The sequence below is a fragment of the Paenibacillus suaedae genome (assembly GCF_032337355.1).
Classification (GTDB): domain Bacteria; phylum Bacillota; class Bacilli; order Paenibacillales; family Paenibacillaceae; genus Paenibacillus_B; species Paenibacillus_B suaedae.
In genome coordinates this window covers 1,511,207-1,531,283 of record NZ_JAVYAA010000001.1, presented here as the reverse complement: position 1 = coordinate 1,531,283, position 20,077 = coordinate 1,511,207, and the positions used below count along the sequence as shown (strand labels likewise).

The following is a 20,077-nucleotide window of genomic DNA, read 5'->3' as shown; positions in this document are numbered from 1 at the left end:
GCCTTCTCTACCTATAAACATACAGGTTTCTTAGTCTATTATGCAATAAGATGAGCAAGAAATCGTATCAATCCCGTAACAAAATCCGTCGGATTTACAACTCGTTCGACATAAATACGAGAGTTGGCCCTTATTTATACAACTACTTCCTCCAATATTTTCCTCATATAGGTTTTTCGTGCAGCGAAGAAGAAGAGCGCCTGCATCACAACGAACATGCTCACGACTGTCAATGCATACCCCATCATGTTCGAATTAACCAGGTTGCTCAGTGTCTTCAAGGCGAACAATGTATGAACGCTCCCTACCATGCATGGTGCGAAGAAGATAAGTCCTACTTGGAACGTAACAACACGACGGATCTCCGCAATCGACAAACCAATTCGCGTTAACCCCTTGAAGTATGCCTGATCATCCTGCAGTTCGGTGAACAATTTGAAGTAGATGACACTTCCGCTCGCGATAAAAAATAACAAACTAATAAACAATCCGATGAACATCCCTAGAGAGGACACTTGGTTCGTGCTGCTCCAATCATACACCCTGCTTGAGATTCTGATACTGTCATCTTCCTCTTCGTTAAACGACACGTGCTCCCGGATCTTTTTGTCTAAGGCCAAGGAATACTCCCAATCCGACCAATTGAATGCATGTCCATATCGAGCTCGGTCAGCCGGCGCCTTATCGAAAAATGGGGCAAACAAATCATCGCTAACGACTAACACATTGTAAACGCCTACGCCTGAATTGATTACATTTCTTGTGGTCTTTTCCCGAATATGCCCGGATACCTTTGTATACGTATCACGAATATGCCCCGATACCTTTGCAGACGTTTCACGAATCATGATCGTTACAGGCCCTGGATATCCCAAATATAGTTTCGAATCACTTGGTTCATCCACATTCAGGGGCTTACGAAGAACAAGAACCATCTCATTGTTCATAAGGGAAAGGGGTTGTCCCCCATCCATTGCAATGATCCGATTATAATCAGACACACTAACCATAGCTCCATAGTTCTCAGACAACTCTTGCGTATAATACACTTCAACATACCTGAAGTCAGCATCTTGTTCTATCTCGTTCTTTGTGCTGTCCCCCCAAGCCTTTATCATTTCTGGTTTGATCGGTTGCTGTCTGTCCTTCGTCCAGGTAATGACGTAGCTTTGCGGCATATCATTCAACTGCTGCCGCTTCATTGTCTGATCGAACGCATAAAAGCTTGCGGTAGCTGTCAACACTACTGCACACAAAATGGATACATTGAACAGCACACGGGCATTATCCTTCAGCTTGAATGCTGCTTGTGAGATATTCAACAAATTGGTTCTTCGATAATAGACGCGCTTATTTCGCTGCAGTATGCGGATAATGGCTACACTGAACTGCGTGTAGAAGAAATAGGTGCCCAGCACCGTGAATCCTAATATCGGTAACGCGGTTAGGCCGAACAACTGTATAGTTGTAACATAAGCCAGACTATATCCCAGCGCTAGCGAAAATACAGAGAGAATGACGAGCACCCATGAGAATTTAGGCGGTGATTTCGGCTCTTTGTGCGCCCGTATGAGCTCAACAATTTGACTGCGCCCTACTTTTCTCAATGAATACACGGTAATACACGTAAACAAAATCAAGTAACCTGCCGATGTTAGTAGAATCGCTTTCGGAACAATATAAAAAGTAATCGGGGTATCGACAGCCAGTATGTGGGATAAAGCCATCAAAAACAGCTTCGTCATAAAGGCGCCGATTCCCATTCCTACTGCAATGGCTAGGATGGAAATAATCATGTTCTCATAAAATACGAGTCTTCGTAACTGCAGCTTGGTCATTCCGAACAGAGTAAGTAAACCGAATTCCTGCTGTCTGGATTTCAAAAATGCAGAGCTTGAGTATAACGTAAAGAAAAAAGAGAAGATGATGATCAAATACTCGCACATCATCATTACTTCTCGAATTCGATGTCCACCAGGCACTTGTCCATTAACTACGTCAGGATGGTAAATAAATGCTGCATACATAAAGAAAATCATTACCGCGAAAACACTGCTCAAAAAATAAGCGCTGTATCGATGCCAATTCCCCTTGATATTACTTGTAGCGAGCTGTCGGAATGTCATCGAAGTTCCCTCCTAGCAAGCTTAGCGAGTCTAAGATGTGCTGGAAGAAAATCTGTCGATTGGCACCACGTCGCAGTTCGGAGAACAATCTGCCGTCCTTAATGAATAAGATTCGTTTGCAATAACTCGCCGCAAAAGCATCATGCGTGACCATCAATATGGTCCGATTCGATCGCTCATTCAAATCTTCGAGCGCAGTCATAACATCCTTCGCAGCCTTGGAATCTAAGTTTCCTGTCAGCTCATCTGCGAGAAGCAGAGATGGCTGATGAATGACTGCTCGTGCAATCGCCGTCCGCTGCTTCTGACCACCTGAAATTTCATAAGTACGCTTATCCAATATATGATCAATGCCAAGCCAGCTCGCCGTTTCCAACAGTCTGCGCTCAATCTCTCTAGCCGAGATGCCGTCAAGAGCAAGCGGCAATATAATATTCTCCCGAATACTTAACGTATCCAGCAGATTGAAGTCTTGGAAGACATAACCGAGTTCTCTTCTACGAAAATAGGCCAACTTCCGATTGCTCAGCTTCGCCGGATCCGTCCCGTTAATAAACACATCTCCAGAAGTTTGCTTGTCTATCGTAGCTAATATGTTCAACAGTGTCGTCTTGCCACTGCCTGATGGCCCCATAATCCCAACAAATTCCCCTTCATCGATCGTTAGATTGATATCTTGAAGAGCCGTATAGGTCATGTTTCCTCGTGTTCCATATACTTTGGATAATTGCTTAGCTTCTAATACAGGCATAGGTGTCCGCCCCTTCCTCCTTGCTTACGCTCCAGAATCCTCATGTATACACACAGTATACCCTTTCCCTTCTTCCTGCCAACATCGAATTGGCTTTCAATCCCCTCTACCACCTTACAAAGTTGTCACATTCGCCTGATCCTATAACAATAGCCCTCTTCCTCATGGAAAAGGGCTTCAGGGTAAGCGTTTGTTCATCGGGTCATGTACTTAGTGCAATCGCTCCAGCAACTGATGGTGCATAGCTCTAGACTCGAACTTTATCGTTACTGTCGTGCCTTCATTCAGCTTCGATGCAATACTGATTGTGTGTCCCAGCTTGGCGCAAACTTGTCTAACCAAGTAGAGTCCCATACCGGTTGCATCCCCTTCCTTACGGCCATTCTGACCGGTGAAGAATGCATCAAATACACGCGGCAAATCCTCAGGAGCAATACCAATTCCTTCGTCTTGAACATGCAGGAGTATTGAGTCACCTTCCCGCTCCACCTTAAACATTAACGATTTGGAGCCCTCTTTGTCCCTCATATATTTAATCGAATTCGTTACAAGCTGTGTTAAGACGAAGTTCAACCATTTCTCATCACTATCGACAATCACATCATCGGCTTCAATCTTCGGGAAAATTTTATGCTTAATCAGCGATTTTTTATTCTCATTCACAACCTGCCGGATGACCTGCTTTAGATTCAATCCCCCAACATGAAGATCCAGCTCGAACTTGTCCAGTCGTGCCGTACTCAGCATCATGTCCAGACCTCTCGTAAGACGATCAGCCTCTTCACTCACACTCCGCAGCAGCGACTCAATCTGAGACTGATCAAGCTCATATACTGGCTGCTGTGTAAGCAAATGAATAACAGACACCGGAGTCTTCATATGATGAACCCATTGGTTCGTGAAGTGAACATGCTTCTCTCGGTCTTTCCGCATCGTAAGCAGTTCGTTCATAAATGAGCGATATTGACGTGATAGAAGCGCATGCATTCGTCTCTGCTCTAATGTGCTTGGATGCTGCAAACAAAGCGTGAAGTCACTATCACTTGCATTCGTCTCTGCATTGTACATTTCCTTGTACCAGCGCCGTTGATTCGTATAATCATAGACTAAACCAATCATAAGAATGAACACAGCAAGTATGAAGATATAGATGAGACTTTCCTTCGCAGCAAATCGCTGCCCAATGCTAAGATCTAGCCACACAACAAGCAATGCAATCGCTATCGCTAAGAAGCACGTTAAGATAATTACAGTTCGGTCTCTTACATATTGGAGAAAGGTCATTCCCGGCTTCATTCATTCACCCATGTAGCTGACATGCGATACCCTTGGCCTCGCACTGTCTCTATTGCCTTCGCAATTCCAATCTCCTCCATCTTCTTGCGAACGCGGGTAACATTCACGGTTAGCGTATTGTCATCGACGAAGTCCACATCATCCCATAACGTCTCCAGCAATGTCTCTCGAGATACGATATAGCCAATCCGTTCCATAAGGCAAGCAACGAGAAGAGCCTCATTCTTCGTCAAGTCCACACGCTTGCCTGACCATTCAAGGGTGTTCTTCGCCCGGTGCAGTGTTAAGCCTTGGACAATCAGCTCTTCACCATTGCCCCCACCATTAGCTGCGTATTCCCCATAGGTTCGGCGCAGAACTCCTTTTACTTTGGCTAGAAGGACGTCGAGATGGAATGGCTTCGTAATAAAGTCATCGCCGCCATTTTCAATCGCCATTACTTGATCCATTTCTCCCGTACGTGCTGAGACGAATATGATGGGTACATTCGTCTCACTGCGGAATTGTCGACACCAATAGAAACCATCGAAGGCCGGCAAATGGATATCAAGCAAAATTAAATCTGGATTGATTTCCAGCATTTCATCCTTTAATTGGCTGAATTTTGTCGCACGAGCTACATTGTAATTGTATTTTTCAAGAGAAGACTGCAAGATCGATGCAATCTTATCATCATCTTCCACGATCATAATTGTATACATAACAATACCCCCAGTTCGCGAACGTACTTCTATCTATTTTGTTGCTTTCTTGTTTCCATCATAACATAAACTTCTTTTAATCTAGAAACGAACTATCCACCTGAATGCCTATGTACGCAGATTCAGTAGAGCTGAATCTCTCCATACAATGAACACAACAGAACAAAGCTCCCGCTTCTTAAGACGGGAGCTTATCGATGTGTTCCTTCAATAAATCATATGTTGGAAATATTTACGTTGTCTGTGGCAGTTCTTGATACGTGATGAGTACCCCGCCTTCACCTGCATAGGTGCCGATGACTGGGCCCATATTCACGAACAGAACTTGATCGAAGTGATATTTGTCGAGCAATTCCTTCATAAAGGCCTTGGCCCGCTCTTCACAATTGGAATGTGCAAAGGCAATCCACTCTTTGTCAACATGGTTCCATGCGTCCCCAACCTTCTCAATCAGTCGGCGGAGCGTTTTCTGTGTGCCTCGTATCTTCTCCATCACCTCTATGGAACCCTCTTCGCTTGCCTCCATGAGCAGCTTGATGTTCAACATAGAAGCGACCGTGCCCTTGAACTTGCCCAAGCGTCCGCCACGAATGACATTATCGAGGGTATCCAGGGTGAAGTACGTGCGAGTGTGCTTCACTTGGTGGCTCACGGTATAAGCAACCTCATCAAGTGTCTTCCCCGCTCCAGCCAGCTGTGCCGCACGCACGGCAAGCAAGCCAAGGCCAGCAGATGCTGTCTTCGTATCTATAACTTCAATCCGGTTCGGATGACCTTCTTCCTCGTACATCGTCTTTGCCATTAATGCATGATTGTAAGTGCTGCTTAAGCTAGAGGTCAAGGAAAGGACCAATATATCTTTATCAGTGCCAAGTGATTGATACATATGGTAGAAATCAGCTGGCGACGGACTGGATGTCTTCGGCAGATCCTCCTCCTCTCGCATACGCCCATAGAATTGAGCGGTATCCATATCAGAGGTCAGCACCTCTTGTCCGAAACGTACATATAGAGGTACTACATGGATGCCGAACTGCTGGACGATCTCTGGAGTCAAGTCTGAACTTCCGTCCGTAATGATGTGAATGGTCATGTCATTCTCCTGTCCTAAAGTAAAAGTAAGTTAGTATCGCTCATTCCGCTTAATTATACGAGCTTGTCCATACGTTTACAACGTCAAAAAGTAGGCAATCTTGTGGACACAGCAAAAATGCCGAGCACTAACCTGCTGTCAAGTTAGGCTCGGCATCCGATGAGCTGTCCACTGCGCATTATTCTTGATCCGAATGCTGTAAGGTAGAGTTAGTCTCATCGCAGCATCCGATTGATTCGTTCACCCACTGCTCCGCCCACTGCCCTATGGCTTCCATTACTGGCTGCAGAGCCAATCCTTTGTCCGTAAGCGTATATTCAATGCGTACAGGCGTCTCTGGATACACATTACGAACTACAATCCCTGCCGCTTCCATGTCTTTCATGCGTTCACTCAACATTTTGTCGCTCATGGTAGGAATGAGTGCGGAAATATCCTTAAAGCGCTTCGGCCCGCTCAATAGCACCTGAATAAGCAGCCCGTTCCAACGCTTTCCCAAAATGCAGAATGCCGCTTCGAATCGGGGACACATTCCCAACTGATCTGATTGCATCCGTTCATCCCTCCTTCTATACTTACAAAATGTAAGCATATTTATTTTACCATAGCTGATTCGAAAAGAAAACGCGACTGACATCATTTATTACAAAATTTAATGGACTTGCAAAGAATCTGCAACTTTTTTGGTACGTACGATCATTATAATAGTATGGTGAAAACTTACAATCCATTATTTATTTAATCCGAAAATATCGGGTACTTGCAGAGCTGAGGAGGCTTCCATTGAATTCATATCGCGAGAGCAGGAAAGAGCGGCATGCCCGCATAAAGAAGCAGAGGGCGCGCAAACTGAAGCAATTAGCCGGGGTGGGATTGCTGGTAATTATCGGCCTTGGCTGCATGCTCGCGCTGACAGTGGCCATGCGCACTGTAGAGAACCAGCCTGATTTGGTTTCTCCACCTAATGAAAGTGTGACTCCTACGTCCCCACTGGAGCCAAATCACGAGCAAAAAAAGAAGAACATTGCAGCAAAGGACGAATCAAGTAAATTTGTGTTGCCTCCTTCGCATGATCCCATCCGAATTGTCTTTGCAGGAGATGCACTCATGGATTGGTCCGTCAAGGAAACCATTCGCAAAAAAGGACCTGATTATCCATTTGAATACGTCAAGGACGAGGTCAGCAGCGCCGATTTTGCAGTTGTAAATCTGGAGACAGCTATCACACACCATACCGAGAAGGATACGAATCAACTGTATAATTTCAAGTCCGATCCGGAATCCTTGCAAGGAATTAAAAATACCGGGTTTGATCTGGTTACGATCGCTAACAATCATACCCTCGATTTTAAACAGAAGGGATTTCTCGACACACTATCATACTTGGAGCAATATGACATCCCCTATGTAGGCGGCGGAAGAAATAAAGAAGAAGCGTATCGGGCGCATACGGTGAAGATTAAGGGTCAAACAATTAAGATCCTCGCCTTCTCCCGATTTATCCCTCAAACGTATTGGTTCGCTGGAGAGAAGCGGCCAGGAATTGCGGAAGCGTATAATAAATCAAGTGTTCTCCCTGTTATCAAAAGAGAACGTAAAGACTGTGATTACTTGCTTGTGTATCTCCATTGGGGGGTTGAGAAAAGTCATCGTCCAGAACCATGGCAGCGTACCTATGCGCGTGAAATCATTGATGCCGGTGCAGATGCCATCATCGGCAGTCATGTCCATGTTCTGCAGGGATTCGAATTTTATAAAGGCAAGCCAATTGCTTATTCGATCGGCAACTTCTTATTTCCAGATTATGTGCAAGGAGACAAAGCGGATACAGGGCTGTTGAATCTAACGCTGGATCAAGGAGATATCTCAATGCACTTCACCCCTTACTTCATCTATAAAGACCAAATAATTAAGAAAGATGAGGCTTATGATCGAAAGCAATTAAAGTATTTGGAATCCATCTCGTTTGATGTTAAAATGGACGGCAAACAGGTACGGGATGCAGTGAAGGCAAATGGGCGCGCAACTGCTCCGCCAACACGCTAACCATGCTAGATATGCCGACATCTCGGTCATAAGACGCGAACCTGTACGCAGGATTCGCGTCTTATTGTATGTAAGGCATAATGCCGCAGCATACACAGCAAGCAAGAGGAAGGAAGATGTAATGTGACGCAGCCAAAAATAACAATCATCGGAAGCTTGAACATGGATCTCGTAACGGTCACCTCCACAGTGCCAGCACAAGGTGAAACGGTAACTGGTCAATCGTTCGCGACCATGTACGGAGGGAAGGGCGCCAACCAAGCGGTAGCCTGCGCACGTCTAGGGGCTGATGTCAGCTTCATCGGATGTGTCGGTAATGACACATTCGGCACAATGATGTTAGATAACTTGAATCGTGAAGGCATACATACTGAAGCTGTTGAAGTACTTCGTGATGTATCTTCAGGAACCGCTTCCATTATTGTGAAGGATGGAGATAATCGCATTATTGTTGTACCGGGTGCAAATGCACAGGTAACAGCTGAACGAGTTCGCAAATACGCCGATGTCATTCGCCAATCGGACATCATCGTTCTGCAGCTTGAAATTCCTCTTCCTTCGGTACGAGCTGCCATCGAGATCGCGGCTGAGTCAGCAATCCCTGTCATCCTTAATCCAGCGCCAGCAATGGAACTGGATCATCAATTGCTCAGCCAAGTCACTGTGCTCACGCCGAACGAGTATGAGCTTGCCGAGCTTCTCGGGCAAGCGGATCAGGCAGGCGCCTTCGATTGGCAATCTGCTCTGCAAGCGATGCCAGGTAAAATCGTGTTAACCAAAGGGGCTGATGGAGCCTATTGGTCAGACGCCAAGGGACAACTTCACCATAGTCCAAGCCACCGGGTCGACGTTGTTGATACTACGGGAGCTGGTGACACATTCAACGGCGCTCTGGCCGTAATGCTTGCGGAAGGCCGCTCTATAGAGGAAGCAATTCCGTTCGCGACGGCCGCAGGGGCATTGTCTGTAACTGTATTCGGTGCGCAGGGAGGTATGCCGACTCGAGAGCAATTGATGCATTGGATCACGCAGCACCAAGAGTAATAGCCCCATTTATAAGGAGGAAGCATTAATATGGCAACGATTCGTATGCTGCAGGCACTTGATTATGATGCTGCAGCCAGATTGTCTGATGACGTGTTTCGCAATGAAAAACAGATGTCGATGGCACATAGTTTTTCGTACTTGTTCTCCCCTATTACCTCTCACTCATTCGGTGCGTTTGAGGATGGGGAACTGCTCGCACATATGGGATTGCTTCCATCGGTTGTCCGTATCGGACGATCTCGACTACCTGTATTCTCACTCGGCTCGGTATGCACATCCGAGGCTGCTCGCGGCAAAGGATTCGGTACGGATCTGCTGCACAAGGTTCAAGATCATGTTGCTTCTACAGGCGGAGTGATGATGTTCGTATCCGGAGGACGATCGCTCTATACTCGCAATCGTTGTTATCCTTTCGGTCAAACACAGATTTATACGGTTACCGCAGATGCGGATGTTGCTGAAGAAGCGGGTGTTACAGCTCGCGTTCTTACTGAGAATGACTGTTTTGCTTGGTATGAACTTGCTCAGCAACGAGAAGCTGCTTTTGACTTAAGCTTATGGGATATGCACGGACTTGAGCATGGCGGTGCATTCGCTTCCTGCGTCATGATGAAGCCTAAAGTATACGTACTGGAACGCAACGGTCACATTACTGCATACATCTATATCTTGTTCCCTTCTGCCAAACAGCAGGATGCTCCACCTCGTGTATATGAGTATGGCGGCGCTGCTGGAGAGGTTGTATACTTGCTGCAGCTTGTAATGAAACAGAAGCAAATCACTGCTTCCCAACTGTACGTACCATGGCAAGATACGGAAGTCAGCACTTGTCTGTGCGGCTATTCTTCGGAAGAGGAGCCAAACCAAGGGACGTTGTATGTTCCAAGCATGGAGCGACTATTCCGCTATATGCAGAACTGGTGGAGTGATCAAGGGGCGCTGGCCGTGCATATTCAGGTCACAGAGCTTGAAGGCGGCACCGTTCGCCTTGAGTATCCAGATGCAGCGTCAGTTGAGCTTACTGAGAGTCAATTGTTCTCCCTGCTATTCGATCCGAAAGCAACTGACATTCTCCCGCCTGAATGGCCTTCTGCCGAGCAATTGAAGATCACAATACCACTTCCTTATACGATCGGACTTTTTTACGTATAACTTAATGTTCTCATCATCATTTCTTCTATCGCAGTAGTACTGCTTCAAAGCGCACTAAAATTAGTGCGCTTTTACTTTTGAAGTATACAAAGTTCCACACTGTTTCGCCTTTCCTCAAGCTTTCCTCTTGATGTGAACCTGAATTTTCGCATACAATGAACAAAAGTAGTAGGATATAATCAGAAGGTGAATCCTAGAAATGACTACCCCTTAAACTTCCAAATACCCACATCCCGATGCAGCCTTCTTTTAATTTGTATAATAGGAGCATTTTCATATGGCTACCATTTATGATATTGCGAGACAAGCCAACGTCTCTGCAATGACCGTATCACGCGTCATTAATAATACAGGCAGGGTCAGCGAAAAGACCCGAACCAAAGTTAAGCAAGTGATGGAAGAGATGCAGTACATACCAAATTCAGTTGCTCGCTGTCTCGTCACCCAAGAGAGCAAAATATTATCTCTACTAATTACAGATATCACAAACCCATTCTTCACAACAATGGCCCGCGGAGCGGAAGATGCCGCCATGCAGCATGGATATCGTCTTATGTTCGGCAATAGTGATGAGAGCTTAATGAAGGAAAAAGACTATGTTCAAATGATACTGTCCATGCGGGTGGATGGTGTCCTATTCGCGCCCAGTGGAGACCAATCCAAAGAACATCTGGAATGGCTGACAAGACAAAATGTCCCGTTCGTGCTGCTTGATCGTGAGGTTCCAGGGATCGATTGTGATGCAGTACTCGGGGATAGCCGTGGCGGTGCCAAACAGATGGTCAGTGAATTAATTCGGTATGGACATCGACGGATTGCCCTATTGAACGGGTCTGAAGAAGTATCGACCGCCAGGGAGCGCAAAGCAGGCTATATCGCCGCCTTGCAGGAAGCCGGCATCCCATTTGACGAACAACTATGCATGCAAATGGGCTATTTACATGATCGGGATGCGCTCGATTTATCTCATTGGACGGAATTGGAGCCGCAATCTCGCCCTACGGCTATCTTTGCTGCCAACAACATGCTTGCGCTCTCTATCTTTACTGCGCTGAATCATGTCGGACTGCGAGTTCCGGATGATATCTCGATCGCTTGCTTTGACGATTTTGGGTGGGTAGAAGAAGCGAATCCGTTCTTTTCTGTTGCTTCACAGCCTGCATATCAATTTGGAGAGACCGGAATGCAGCTGCTGCTTGAGCGAATCAAGGATCGGGATCAAGCCTCCCGCCGAATTATTTTACCCTGCCAAGTCCACATGCGGCAATCTGTACGACAGCTATAGAACCATAATAAGCTCGAGCACGTTCACGGCCTATTCGAACGGGATTTCATCCCTGTTCAGAACAGGCCGTTCTTTTTTGTCCAGTGAATACCACGCAGCTGCCCCAATCATGTTCCTTGCCTCATTCTCCGACTCGAATGTATTTTCTTACCTGTAGACCTATTAGATCAAGCGTACTAGAATGAAAACATTGACGCTTCTTTTGCTTTTATGCATAAAAGCGTGTATGTATAAAAGTATCTATCCGATCTTTACATACTAGAACGTTATCCATCAAGGAGTTGAATAACTATGAATACGAATGATGAACAATCGGTCAAGCAGCCACTCCGCTTCGTGCAGAGTGTTACCATCTTTGCGGTCATCATCGCCATTTTACTGCTTACGATACTAGGCTGGGGTGCACAGCCGCATATTCCACTGCTAACAGCAACTGTTGCCGCAGGCTGTCTACTCTTGCTATTTGGACAATCGTGGAATCTAGTAGAACGAGCATTGATTAAGGGACTTCAAGCTTCTGTTATGCCTGCCTTGCTCTTATCTCTTATCGGAATCCTGATTGCAGTATGGATGATGAGCGGGACAGTTCCTACGCTACTCGTATATGGAACCTCTTGGTTTCAGCCTCAATGGTTCACGATTAGCGCTCTGCTGCTTACGGTTATCGTCTCGATGTTTGTCGGCAGCTCAGTGACGACAGTCGGAACATTCGGCGTAGCCTTGATAGGCATGTCGGATTCCATGGGCGTCCATCCCGCAATCGTAGCAGGGGCAGTCGTGTCTGGTGCCTGCTTCGGGGATAAGATGTCTCCGCTCTCCGATACGACGAATTTCGCATCTGCCGTTGCACGTGTCAGTATGCCTGATCATATTCGCAACATGACGAAGACGACCGTACCCGCATTTCTTATTACCTGCATCGCCTTTTTATTTTTCGGTTCTTCCGCTCAATCCAATATGGATCAATTGCTGTCGATGCAGCAGGATATCCGCAGTGTATTTCATATTCATCCGCTAACTTTACTGCCGCTTGCTGTCGTGCTTATCGCTGCATTTAAGCGATTGCCAATCATCATTACGATGCTGCTCGGTATTGGATCGGGTCTGCTAGTTACTGCGCTCATTCAAGGAGACGTAAATGTTCCACAATGGATGGAAGTGATGCAGGGAGGATTCCAAGGGTCATTCCAGATGGAGGAAGTAAGCCGCATCGTGAACCGAGGTGGCCTTCAGTCTATGACTTGGGCAGTATCGCTCATTGCGATTGCCTTCGCTCTGGGAGGGTTGCTGCAGCATGCAGGCATCATTGAAACGATGTTCAATCGTCTGATAGCACCTGTGAAGACCAAGGAAGGACTTGTTATCACAAGCGGACTTAGTTCAATCGGGGTGAACATGATTACAGGGGAACAATACATGTCGATTCTGATTCCAGGCCAATTGTTCGAATCCGAATATGATAAGCGCGGCATTCCACGACTCACCTTATCTCGTACATTGGAGGATTGCGGAACATTAGTGAATCCGCTTATTCCTTGGGGGGTCAGCGGTGCAATGATGACAAGCGCTCTTGGTCTTACCGTACTGGATTACATGCCATATGCTTTCTTCCTGTGGGTATCCCCACTGGTTACATTTGCTTTTGCACTATTGCCCGGGTTAAAACGTGTGACACTCGGTAATTCACAATAACAACTTCATTGCAGGTCATCAGTCGCAACAAGATGATGACTAAGCGGTAGGATACAGAAGACCCTATTGCTTCTTCCAATCCAGTTATGATACTGTCTTCTTAACTAGTCATGGATTATAGACAGGAAGGAGGGGATAAGATGCGCCTTATACATGCCCGTATGCCAAGGTATATATTGCTTGTACTTAGTGTGCTTGCTATCGTATGTACAGCACTTACCCCTCTTGCTTCGAATGAAATGATGTTCATGCATCCTGATGAATCCGCATTTACGTATCCCGAGCATGTAAGCTCTGTAGTAGGCATTCATCAGGTTCAGTCTATTAAGCATTTTTCCATGCCTTTATGGTTCATCTTATTCATTCTCTATATCGCGATCGCCCTCTTGAGGAGCCGGCTGCCCAGTTACAGATTTGATACGCCGTATATGATTTTACTGCGCAGTCAATTCTTGAGGCCTCTCAAATTCACTTCTAAGTTCGTGGCTCGTCCCCTCGCCTGTACAACTCAACAATCACTTACAGACGAGGAGAATAACAATGACGACAACGAACACGAACACAGAGAAACAAATGAAGCAAGAGAGCGGGCCTTCCGGCAAAGAGCAAGCATTGAAAACAGATATACAGGTTCTTAATCGGGATTTGAAGCATATGATATGGTTTATTATCCTGTCAGCGGTAGTCATTACCGCACTTTATTTTCTCATGTAACGAACGAACTACAAGCATCCCATTCAGCAGAGGCTGTGTGGGATGCTTTTTTATGGATCACATCGCGAAAGCGCATTCAAAAATATAGACACCCTGACGGCTTGCCACTCTGCATCTCAGTTCGATGTGAGGAAGGAGAGTGTGAATACCATTTTTTATACAATTTCGAGAAATAAAGAGCATCTTCGTAGCCGACAGCCGCAGCAATTTGCTCGATTGTTAACCTTGTCGTCATCAGCAATGTTTTGGCGCGCTCCATCCGGATGCGCAGCAAAAACTGCATAGGCGATTCCCCCATTTGTTTGCGGAACATCTTCGATAAATAGGTGCGGTGATAGCCTAGCGTATGTGCAAGTTCGTCTATGGATATGGATTTATCAAACTGCAGCGACAGCCAGCGAGCTGCTTGTTCTACCTGACGTTCGATATCGGAGCGTTTATCATCGTTATTCGCATCAGAACCTTTGTCAGTAGTACGTGCATATTCAGCAAGAACAACACGCATATAGCCCTCAGCTTCCATGTCCCCAGCACTGCCTCCGATTTGAAGTGCTTTATATACATTCCGGAACAACGCTTCTACTCGATGTATGCGATAGCCTTGAACAATTGGTGCATGCGGCCCAATGCCGATTATCGCCAACAACTGTTCGACACCGCTGCCGCGATATCCTATCCAGCGGTACTGCCAAGGATCTGCTTCATCAGCTACATAATGATGAAGCTCCCCCGGGAAGATGAAGAAGCTCTCTCCTGCCCCAACTTCATAGGCAACCCCTCTAATCGTAAATTTCCCTCTGCCAGACTGTACACAATGCACGATCCCGTAATCATGAACGCTAGGACCTACGTGGTGCAGAGGTTCCGTGATTGATTGGCCGCAGAACAATACGGACAGTTCTCCCCTGGAAGGTGCTTCATTAATTGCGAGATTTGCTCGTTCACCCATCCGGTTCCCTCCTAACTGACAACAATCCTCCATATTCACATTCGTTTTCCCCATACCAAGCCTTAATCGATTCAGATACATTAATTGTACAACAATCATTTCCAAGTTGCATCACACCATGCCGATGTTCCCTTACATTTCATGACAGCAGCTCGGAACGAAAGGAGACAAGATGTATGAGTAAAATTACATTTCTCGGAGCAGGAAGCACCGTATTTGCCAAAAACGTATTAGGTGACTGCATGCTCACTCCATCACTGCAAGGATTTGAGCTTGCCTTGTTCGATATTGACCACGAGCGTCTTCGTGATTCCGAGAGCATGTTGACCAACATGCTTGGAACGACTGGCAGCACCTGCCGAGTTGTTGCCTACAGAGACCGCAAAGAGGCACTGCGCGGCGCTAAATATGTAGTGAATGCGATTCAAGTTGGCGGGTACGATCCATGTACAATTACAGACTTCGAAATTCCGAAGAAGTATGGCCTTCGCCAAACCATTGCAGATACGCTCGGAATTGGGGGTATCTTCCGCAATCTGAGAACGATCCCTGTCATGCTTGATTTCGCCAAAGATATGCAGGAAGTATGCCCAGATGCTTGGTTCCTGAACTATACAAATCCAATGGCCGTGTTGACCAATGTGATGAATACATACGGCGGGATCAAAACAGTAGGACTCTGTCATAGTGTTCAAGTATGCGTACCTTGGCTGTTCCATGATCTTGGCATCGACAGTGAAGGTGTAAGTGCGAAGATTGCAGGCATTAATCACATGGCGTGGCTGCTTGAGGTAACTCGCAACGGCGAGGACTTATATCCAGAAATTAAACGCCTTGCCTTGGAGAAACAAAAGACAAAGCACACCGACATGGTACGTTACGAACTTATGTTCAAATTCGGCTATTACGTGACGGAATCCTCCGAGCATAACGCTGAATACCATCCATACTTCATTAAGAAACAGTATCCAGAACTGATCGAGAAGTATAACATTCCTCTTGATGAATACCCTCGACGCTGCATCAACCAAATTGAAGGTTGGAAAAATATGCGTGAACAGCTCGTCAATAACCAGCATATCGAACACCACCGTACCCATGAATATGCCTCATATATTTTCGATGCTATGGAAACAGGAACACCATTCAAACTAGGTGGTAACGTTATGAATACGGGACTTATCACCAATTTGCCGCGCAATGCATGTGTTGAGGTTCCATGCTTCGTTGATCGCAACGGAGTTACACCTACCTATGTTGGCGATCTGCCGCCACAGCTTGCAGCGTTGAACCTCACGAATATCAATACTCAGCTTCTTACGATAGAAGCTGCAATTACAGGGAAGAAGGAGCATATCTACCACGCGGCCATGCTCGATCCGCATACGGCAGCAGAGCTTAGTCTAGATGATATCGTCTCCTTATGCGATGATCTGATCGAGGCTCACGGAGATTGGCTTCCGAAGTTCGTATAGGGAAGAACTCATGCAAAAGCGGTACAGTTGATCGACAACTGTACCGCTTTTTCTACTGCTATATCTTGATGACCGTACATTATTCCCCTTGTGCGCGTTTATGCACTTGTGATGCCTGCGCTGCTTTCTTGGCCTGCTGGCTTCGTTTAATGGACAGTCCAGCTGCCACGACAACGATCACCAGTGCGATCTCAAATCCATACTTGATGAATGGATTCGAGAAGAGACCGGCTAGCGAATCGAACTTCATGAACTCACCGACGAACATTTTTGCTGCGGTCCACGCTAGCACCGCTGATCCGATGATAATAATGATCGGGTAGCGCTCGATGAATTTCAGTACAATTGTGCTTCCCCACACGACAATAGGGACGGAAATTGCAAGTCCCAGTACGACTAGCAATCCATGTCCATTCGCCGCACCCGCTACAGCTAGCACATTATCGAGCCCCATCGCTGCATCCGCAATAATAATCGTTCGAACTGCCGCCCAGAAGCTGCCTCCCGCCTGCACATTATGCTCTTTCTCTTCGACCATGAGCTTGATCGCAATCCATATGAGCACGGCTCCGCCAATCACGAGCAAGAACGGAATTTTGAGCAGCCATACAACCCCTAAAGTGGCCAGCGCTCGAATGATTACTGCTCCGATCGTACCGAAGATGATGACCTTCTTCTGATCTTGCTTCGGTAGGTTGCGAGCCGCTAGACCGATAACAATCGCGTTATCTCCTGCTAACACCAAGTCAATGACGACAATGGACAGCAGCGTGGTCCAGAACTCTAATGAAAATAGCTCCATTGATAGTTCCCCCTTGACGTTAGTATGTATAAATACTGTAAAAAACATGAACGCCGCTACCACGTTCGTGGTAACGGCGTTCCGATCAGAAAGAGACCTTCACCAACGCAACCATCGTGGCAAAGGTCTCGCAAACAACGTTATACGTTGCCAGTAGCGCCGAGGATGCGCGTTGTGGCGTATCCCGTAATGACGACGGTTACTGTGCTAGCTACTCCCCTTTGGAGTATTCGTTTTTTCAGTGAACTAATCATAACACCGGCAATCGAATTGTTCAACCATCATTTCTCTCTATTTTCTCGCTCTATTAAAGATCTGGCGTTGTTCGAATGATAACAATTGGGTATGATGAAGATATACGTATTTAATCATAAGGAGGCTTCCCCATCGTGAGCAAAGAACTATCCAATCATCATCCTTCACTTGAAAAAGCAACCTTTGCCGGTGGCTGCTTCTGGTGTATGGTCACGCCGTTCGAAGAGCTTCCTGGCATCCATTCGATTGTGTCTGGCTATACAGGAGGACACACTGACAGTCCTACATACGAAGAAGTATGCTCAGAGACAACCGGGCATGCCGAAGCCGTCCAAATTACATTCGACCCTGCCCTATTCCCTTATAAGAAGCTGCTCGAGCTATTCTGGCAGCAAATTGATCCTACAGATGAAGGCGGACAATTCCATGATCGCGGTTCGTCTTATCGAACAGCTGTCTTCTATCACAATGAGGAACAACATCAGCTTGCACTGCAATCCAAGCAAGAATTGGAGCAGAGCGGTAGATTCGATAAACCAATTGCTACTGAGATCGTTCCCGCTGGCACGTTCTACCCAGCAGAAGAGCATCATCAAAACTATCATCAGAAGAATCCGGCCCATTACAAGCGCTATCGCTCTGCATCGGGCAGAGATGCCTTCATCGTGAACCATTGGGGAATCTCCGATGAAGAGCGTACAGCCCTTCAAGGGAAGCTGACGCCAATCCAGTATCGGGTAACCCAGCAGAATGGCACAGAGCCCCCTTTTTCCAATGAATACTGGAACCATGAAGCAGAAGGAATCTATGTGGATATCGTATCTGGTGAGCCGCTCTTTAGTTCGTTGGATAAGTTCGATGCAGGCTGCGGCTGGCCAAGCTTCTCGAAGCCGCTTCGTTCCAGTCATGTGGAGAATAAGCTTGACACTTCTCACGGCATGGTTCGTGTGGAAGTAAGAAGCAAACTGGCAGACTCCCATTTGGGTCATGTATTCGATGATGGCCCTACCTCAACTGGACTTCGTTATTGCATTAACTCTGCAGCCCTGCGGTTCATTCCGAAGGAGAAGCTGGAGCAAGAAGGATATGGGGAATTCGCATCCCTATTCTCCTCCAAATAGGATTCTCTAGTACGAAGGCCCAAATGAGGAACGACCTAACCGTTCTCATTTGGGCCTATATTTAGATTCGCTCAATTGTTAACAAAATACCACTCTTGTCGTCGCACATTTTGAATCGGGGTATTTGATTGCAGTAGGCATCCATTCGTTCACGTGCCTCCAAGGCGGCGGCACATTGCTCCATCCCAGTAGTAATGATGTATTGGAACCACCGCTCCATACTGCTCTGTTCCTCGTCTACACGCCAAGGATAAATGCCATCCGATACAAGCAGTATATGCGTAACTCCCTGGAGTGGGAGCGCTCCATATTCCAAGCGATGCTGCACGGCCTCATCTCCATTAAGGACGCTGTAACCGAACTCTGTATTCGCACGGGAACGATTCTGCTTCAGCCGCTGCCGAATCTCTTCTGGCTGCCTATGCTCTCTCCAATCCTCCTCATGCTCCATCCACGCTGACAAGGCTCGCTCATCGAAGGGAGCAACTCGGTCATAAGTTACAGCTCGAACCTCCCCGGATTCATATAGCGCGTATATCATGCAATCGCCCGTCTGCGTCCAATATGCATAATGCTCATCAAGCCACACAGCGGCATGAACCGCACCGAACCTTCGTCCTGTATCCTGTGGAGCGATGCCGTATTGGCGCATCGTATTATCCAATTTGCGATTAGCATCCATGAGTCGAGCACGCATCACATCAAGTGGAGAATCGATAGCTGCTGTAGTAGTGATAGTTTCCAGACCACGAGCAATACTTAAGGCAGCCATCTCTCCCGCTGTATGCCCTTCCTCATCTGTAATCGGCTCTAATCCAGATACACCATCGATGACCGCATATAGCTGCTGTTCGGGAAGTGCAATCATCCGGTCTTCATTTCGTCTGCCCTGCCCCTGTCTCGTTGCTGCATCACAATGAATTCGAATCACTGCTATTCCCCCTTCAATTGTTCTTACGCTCAGCTACCTGACTTCTGCACCATCTTCGCAGCTTGGCCGAACAATCCCATTAGCATGAACACAACGATAATATATAGCAAGAACATCGGCGCCGCCATAGCGGAGAATACCATCGGTGATGCAAACGCGAATCCGAGCATACTTAATGAACAAGCGAGTGCAACTGTAAAATAGATGGATCGTCTACGGGCCATATGTGCGATGTAGCCCCAGTCACGGCGCAGTGCATATTCCCGCAAACCACTGCACATGAAGGTTACTAGTGTAATGTTCAACCCCGTCTCTGCTATACTGCGAAACACTCCAATCCATGCTCTCGCTTCCGCACTGACTCCGCCTAACAGCATCGGCTGCAGCAGCTCATACACCGCTAGAACGATCAGCGGGATACATAATCGCTTCGCTAGCAAGAAGCGATCAGATACGGATATCAATTGTGTTACACCGCTAAATACCAAGGCAAAGCCTACGATGTCCGGCAGCAGATCAACGCCCCTCGGCGCATAATCAATAAAAAATAACAAACCCCATTGAATTCGTCTAAATGCCTTTGCTTCCATATTCATCTTGTTCATCTTTGTTGTCTGCATGTCCTTTCCGTATGTACTTCC

At 46.6% G+C, this 20,077-nt stretch carries 19 protein-coding genes; 8 read left to right on the top strand and 11 right to left on the bottom strand.

Annotated features, from left to right (window positions below):
- Nucleotides 1-134: 134 nt before the first annotated feature.
- From RQP50_RS06755 to RQP50_RS06730, 6 genes are all read right to left on the bottom strand, one after another.
- Entirely contained in the window at nucleotides 135-2,126 is a 1,992-nt protein-coding gene (locus tag RQP50_RS06755; protein ID WP_072727870.1) for an ABC transporter permease, read from the bottom strand.
- Nucleotides 2,098-2,877: an ABC transporter ATP-binding protein gene (locus tag RQP50_RS06750; protein ID WP_021253030.1), complete on the bottom strand. Its 780-nt coding sequence runs from the start codon at nucleotides 2,875-2,877 to the stop codon at nucleotides 2,098-2,100. Before RQP50_RS06750 ends, RQP50_RS06755 begins: the two co-directional genes overlap by 29 nt.
- Nucleotides 2,878-3,087: 210 nt before the next feature.
- On the bottom strand, nucleotides 3,088-4,173 hold the full coding sequence (locus RQP50_RS06745; RefSeq protein WP_175560609.1) for a sensor histidine kinase: 1,086 nt from the start codon (nucleotides 4,171-4,173) through the stop codon (nucleotides 3,088-3,090).
- Complete coding sequence (locus tag RQP50_RS06740) at nucleotides 4,170-4,874, bottom strand: response regulator transcription factor (RefSeq protein WP_021253032.1); 705 nt, start codon at nucleotides 4,872-4,874, stop codon at nucleotides 4,170-4,172. The genes RQP50_RS06745 and RQP50_RS06740 overlap by 4 nt, the downstream gene beginning before the upstream one ends.
- Nucleotides 4,875-5,106: 232 nt before the next feature.
- On the bottom strand, nucleotides 5,107-5,967 hold the full coding sequence (locus RQP50_RS06735) for a DegV family protein (RefSeq protein WP_021253033.1): 861 nt from the start codon (nucleotides 5,965-5,967) through the stop codon (nucleotides 5,107-5,109).
- 178 nt (nucleotides 5,968-6,145) lie between these two features.
- Complete coding sequence (locus RQP50_RS06730) at nucleotides 6,146-6,520, bottom strand: winged helix-turn-helix transcriptional regulator (protein ID WP_315744194.1); 375 nt, start codon at nucleotides 6,518-6,520, stop codon at nucleotides 6,146-6,148.
- 230 nt (nucleotides 6,521-6,750) lie between these two features.
- On the opposite strand from RQP50_RS06730, the gene RQP50_RS06725 reads away from it, so the two are divergent.
- The 6 genes from RQP50_RS06725 (at nucleotide 6,751) to RQP50_RS06700 (ending at nucleotide 13,903) form a co-directional block, all read left to right on the top strand.
- Complete coding sequence (locus tag RQP50_RS06725; RefSeq protein ID WP_315744192.1) at nucleotides 6,751-8,013, top strand: CapA family protein; 1,263 nt, start codon at nucleotides 6,751-6,753, stop codon at nucleotides 8,011-8,013.
- A gap of 123 nt (nucleotides 8,014-8,136) precedes the next feature.
- Nucleotides 8,137-9,057 carry a ribokinase gene (rbsK, locus tag RQP50_RS06720; protein WP_315744190.1) on the top strand — a complete coding sequence of 307 codons (921 nt, stop codon included), beginning with the start codon at nucleotides 8,137-8,139 and terminating at the stop codon, nucleotides 9,055-9,057.
- Between the two features lie 30 nt (nucleotides 9,058-9,087).
- Entirely contained in the window at nucleotides 9,088-10,212 is a 1,125-nt protein-coding gene (locus RQP50_RS06715) for a GNAT family N-acetyltransferase (protein ID WP_315744188.1), read from the top strand.
- A gap of 277 nt (nucleotides 10,213-10,489) precedes the next feature.
- Nucleotides 10,490-11,497, top strand: coding sequence for a LacI family DNA-binding transcriptional regulator (locus RQP50_RS06710; RefSeq protein ID WP_072727866.1), 1,008 nt, complete (start codon nucleotides 10,490-10,492; stop codon nucleotides 11,495-11,497).
- Between the two features lie 291 nt (nucleotides 11,498-11,788).
- Complete coding sequence (nhaC, locus tag RQP50_RS06705) at nucleotides 11,789-13,189, top strand: Na+/H+ antiporter NhaC (protein WP_315744185.1); 1,401 nt, start codon at nucleotides 11,789-11,791, stop codon at nucleotides 13,187-13,189.
- 540 nt (nucleotides 13,190-13,729) lie between these two features.
- Nucleotides 13,730-13,903 (top strand): hypothetical protein, encoded by a 174-nt coding sequence (locus RQP50_RS06700; protein WP_155987320.1) that lies wholly within the window; start codon nucleotides 13,730-13,732, stop codon nucleotides 13,901-13,903.
- Between the two features lie 76 nt (nucleotides 13,904-13,979).
- On the opposite strand, the gene RQP50_RS06695 is transcribed toward RQP50_RS06700, so the two are convergent.
- Nucleotides 13,980-14,852, bottom strand: coding sequence for an AraC family transcriptional regulator (locus tag RQP50_RS06695; protein ID WP_315744181.1), 873 nt, complete (start codon nucleotides 14,850-14,852; stop codon nucleotides 13,980-13,982).
- A 176-nt stretch (nucleotides 14,853-15,028) separates the two neighbouring features.
- Here RQP50_RS06695 and melA point away from each other — a divergent pair, with 176 nt between their 5' ends.
- Nucleotides 15,029-16,327, top strand: coding sequence for an alpha-glucosidase/alpha-galactosidase (gene melA / locus RQP50_RS06690; protein ID WP_072727863.1), 1,299 nt, complete (start codon nucleotides 15,029-15,031; stop codon nucleotides 16,325-16,327).
- 79 nt (nucleotides 16,328-16,406) lie between these two features.
- Here the strand turns inward: melA and RQP50_RS06685 are convergent, their stop codons facing one another.
- Together RQP50_RS06685 and RQP50_RS06680 are read right to left on the bottom strand one after the other, a co-directional pair.
- The gene (locus tag RQP50_RS06685; RefSeq protein WP_021253042.1) at nucleotides 16,407-17,129 is read right to left on the bottom strand and encodes a TerC family protein; all 723 of its coding nucleotides are present in this window, start codon (nucleotides 17,127-17,129) and stop codon (nucleotides 16,407-16,409) included.
- A 140-nt stretch (nucleotides 17,130-17,269) separates the two neighbouring features.
- Nucleotides 17,270-17,407, bottom strand: coding sequence for a hypothetical protein (locus RQP50_RS06680; RefSeq protein ID WP_175400519.1), 138 nt, complete (start codon nucleotides 17,405-17,407; stop codon nucleotides 17,270-17,272).
- Between the two features lie 111 nt (nucleotides 17,408-17,518).
- Between RQP50_RS06680 and msrA the strand changes: the two genes are divergently transcribed.
- Nucleotides 17,519-18,505 carry a peptide-methionine (S)-S-oxide reductase MsrA gene (gene msrA / locus RQP50_RS06675; RefSeq protein WP_315744177.1) on the top strand — a complete coding sequence of 329 codons (987 nt, stop codon included), beginning with the start codon at nucleotides 17,519-17,521 and terminating at the stop codon, nucleotides 18,503-18,505.
- Between the two features lie 61 nt (nucleotides 18,506-18,566).
- Here msrA and RQP50_RS06670 read toward each other — a convergent pair whose 3' ends face one another.
- Both RQP50_RS06670 and RQP50_RS06665 read right to left on the bottom strand, forming a co-directional pair.
- Nucleotides 18,567-19,436 (bottom strand): protein phosphatase 2C domain-containing protein, encoded by an 870-nt coding sequence (locus tag RQP50_RS06670; protein WP_315744175.1) that lies wholly within the window; start codon nucleotides 19,434-19,436, stop codon nucleotides 18,567-18,569.
- 29 nt (nucleotides 19,437-19,465) lie between these two features.
- Nucleotides 19,466-20,041, bottom strand: coding sequence for a hypothetical protein (locus RQP50_RS06665; protein ID WP_315744173.1), 576 nt, complete (start codon nucleotides 20,039-20,041; stop codon nucleotides 19,466-19,468).
- Nucleotides 20,042-20,077 lie beyond the last annotated feature (36 nt).